This window comes from Vulcanibacillus modesticaldus (genome assembly GCF_001730235.1).
GTDB lineage: Bacteria > Bacillota > Bacilli > Tepidibacillales > Tepidibacillaceae > Vulcanibacillus > Vulcanibacillus modesticaldus.
In genome coordinates this window covers 1-2,633 of record NZ_MIJF01000065.1, presented here as the reverse complement: position 1 = coordinate 2,633, position 2,633 = coordinate 1, and the positions used below count along the sequence as shown (strand labels likewise).

4 protein-coding genes are annotated in these 2,633 nt (G+C 29.2%); 3 read left to right on the top strand and 1 reads right to left on the bottom strand.

From position 1 onward, the window contains the following. Positions 1-173, bottom strand: a 173-nt coding sequence (locus tag BHF71_RS09690; RefSeq protein ID WP_084024127.1) for a transposase, incomplete at its 3' end; no start/stop codon positions are given. A gap of 187 nt (positions 174-360) precedes the next feature. On the opposite strand from BHF71_RS09690, the gene BHF71_RS09685 reads away from it, so the two are divergent. The 3 genes from BHF71_RS09685 (at position 361) to BHF71_RS09675 (ending at position 2,419) form a co-directional block, all read left to right on the top strand. Then, positions 361-1,326 (top strand): DUF4932 domain-containing protein, encoded by a 966-nt coding sequence (locus BHF71_RS09685; RefSeq protein ID WP_069657440.1) that lies wholly within the window; start codon positions 361-363, stop codon positions 1,324-1,326. A 52-nt stretch (positions 1,327-1,378) separates the two neighbouring features. Further along, positions 1,379-1,630, top strand: coding sequence for a hypothetical protein (locus tag BHF71_RS09680; protein WP_069657439.1), 252 nt, complete (start codon positions 1,379-1,381; stop codon positions 1,628-1,630). A gap of 447 nt (positions 1,631-2,077) precedes the next feature. Then, on the top strand, positions 2,078-2,419 hold the full coding sequence (locus BHF71_RS09675) for a GNAT family N-acetyltransferase (protein ID WP_069657438.1): 342 nt from the start codon (positions 2,078-2,080) through the stop codon (positions 2,417-2,419). Positions 2,420-2,633: the final 214 nt, after the last annotated feature.

Below are 2,633 nucleotides of genomic sequence, written 5' to 3'. Positions count from 1 at the left end.
GAATCCTTTCCTTCACCTACAGGGGTATAGGACCTAATCCATTTATATATCGTTACTTCAGATACACCATATTCGCTACTTAATTTTTTTACTGGAGTTCCAGAATTGTAGAGTTCCACTATTGTTTGTTTAAAATCTTCAGTATATTTTTTTGCTACACCTTTTCTTTTCATATAGGACACATCCTCTCAAAATTATTGTATTAGACTTAACTAAGGTGTGTCCACAAAACTATACTAACTCCATCTCATAATTTTATTGTTTATTTTTATATTTAGTAATTATATAAATAATAAACTAACTGTCACTGAATATAAAAATAAAAAAATTAGTATAGAAATTTTACCTAGAGTAGAGTTGTTGTCTGGTGTTTTGAGTCAAACCAAATGGATGAATATACGAGGACCTGAAGGTAATGGAAACGAATATTTTCGGGAATTGCAATACTTCTTTTCTTATTATAAAAATCATAAAGCTATAGAAATAGCAAATGAATTAATTGATAACGGTTTTACGTTTGATGCTCCTCTTAACTTTATTTTGGGTTTAAGCGAGATTCCTAATTTAGATTCTAGTAACGGATATAGTGATTATCTAATCGAAAGAGCAAAAGGTGAAGCAATTTTAGAGGATTTTCGATTAGCATTAATAGATCTTGAGAGAAAATCGAATTTTAAAGAGAATTTCTTTAATAATCATAAATCAGATTATCAAAGATATATAAGAAAAATTAGTCAAAACTTTAATGCTGATGAAGTATTAGACTGGATGAATAATTTTTATGGTTATATCAATAATGAATATCACTTAATTTTAGCTCCTGCAATGTTTCCTTTAGGAGGCTATGCAGTTACAATTGAAAAAAACAATGGTGACAAAGCAGTATATGAGATAATAAGAGCATCTGAAAGCAGTAACGAGGAACCAGATTTCGGGAACGATATCTTTTATATATCTCTGCATGAGTGGGGGCATTCTTATGTGAATCCAGTTGTTAAAAAAAATATAAGTCTCATCAATAAGTACAATCTTTATCAATTATATAAGCCTGTAGAGGATAAAATGATTAAACAGCACTATGGAAGTACTGAGACTTTTCTCAATGAACAGATTATAAGGGGCATTAATAATTACAAATTAAGAGAACAATATAAAGATAATTTGAAATATGAAACAGAACGGGGATTTTATCTAACAGAGTTTACTACAGAACAAATAGAATATTATCAAAAACATCGAGACAAATTTAAATCATTTGATGACTTTATACCATACTTACTAAAGAAATACTATGAAAATAAGAACGAACTATTAAAAAATCTTTAACGTCAGAAAACACAATATCCCCCTGCGGGCCGACGCCCTTGGTCGGAGGCTTTTGACAATTATTTTAACTGGATTAATTTTATGGATTGAATTATACGATATTGAAATGTATCAAAGTCCAGAACCAGGAGTATTTACTGGGACTTTAACTGTTTGGGCATTTTCTAGTGCATTAACAGGTTATTTCACATTAAGAATTCGTGGATATAAAAGAGTTGATGCTTTTATAAAAATGTTTATTACTTTTTTTATCGCATCTCTTTGGATGATAATAGCAGCATTTGTAGCACTTATGGATTTATAGGTATAATTCTACAAAAAATGAACAAAAACATTTGTTAATTGAAGATGTTGAAGCAATAGTATAGTCTATGAATTTTTTACCTTTCCAACAGATTCCCAATCATGGAATGGAAATCTTGGATTATTGGTTATTTTTCCTTTTACTATATCATTTGTACTGTTCAATATTTTACTAAGTAAAGTGACTTATAATTTTTTAAAGAATAGAAATATGAGTTATACATTTACTCTAATTTCATTATCAAGTATTATTGGCATCTTAATGAATTTTGAAGAAATGAAATTTACAAAAGATCTACTCGGAGGCATTCCAGAGCTTAAGATAGGAGTTATCTAAAACTCGGAAACACCTATAAGCTCAAGGGCGTCGGGGATACGAAAACGTTAGGCGGAATCTCTGCTAAGAAATTTTATAATTATCAAATCTATAATGTGAGGTGACAATCATTTGATAATTGAATCTAAAAAATTACGATTTAGAAAAACTCGAACGGAGGATCTGGATTACGTTATTGATACTGAGCAAGATTTAGAAAACAAAAAATATATTATTCCTTGGTCAAGAAAAAAACATCTTGAAGCCATAAGTAATAGAGATAAATTACATTTAATTGTAGAGACTAACGATCTAAAAACAGTTGGTTTTATAATAATAGCTGGAATAGAGAACGAAAATAATAGTATCGAATTAATCAGATTAATTATATCCGAGAAGAACCAAGGTTATGGCAAAGAATCAATGAATTTAGTATTAGAATCAATAGCGTTGCATAAAAGTTATAGTGGTTAGTTCACACAATATTCTGAACAATATTTTCCTAAACTTCGACCAAAGAACCAGTAACCAACTAAAGGTGATCACTGTCCATTTGGCAATTATTACTATTTGATTTAATTATTCACAAAAAAACAAAACAACTTACAATAACTATTTTTATCCTGGTGCTTTAACCATTAACTTTATCCAATTATCGTATGGCTTCCAAAGTAAAATTCGTAACCAG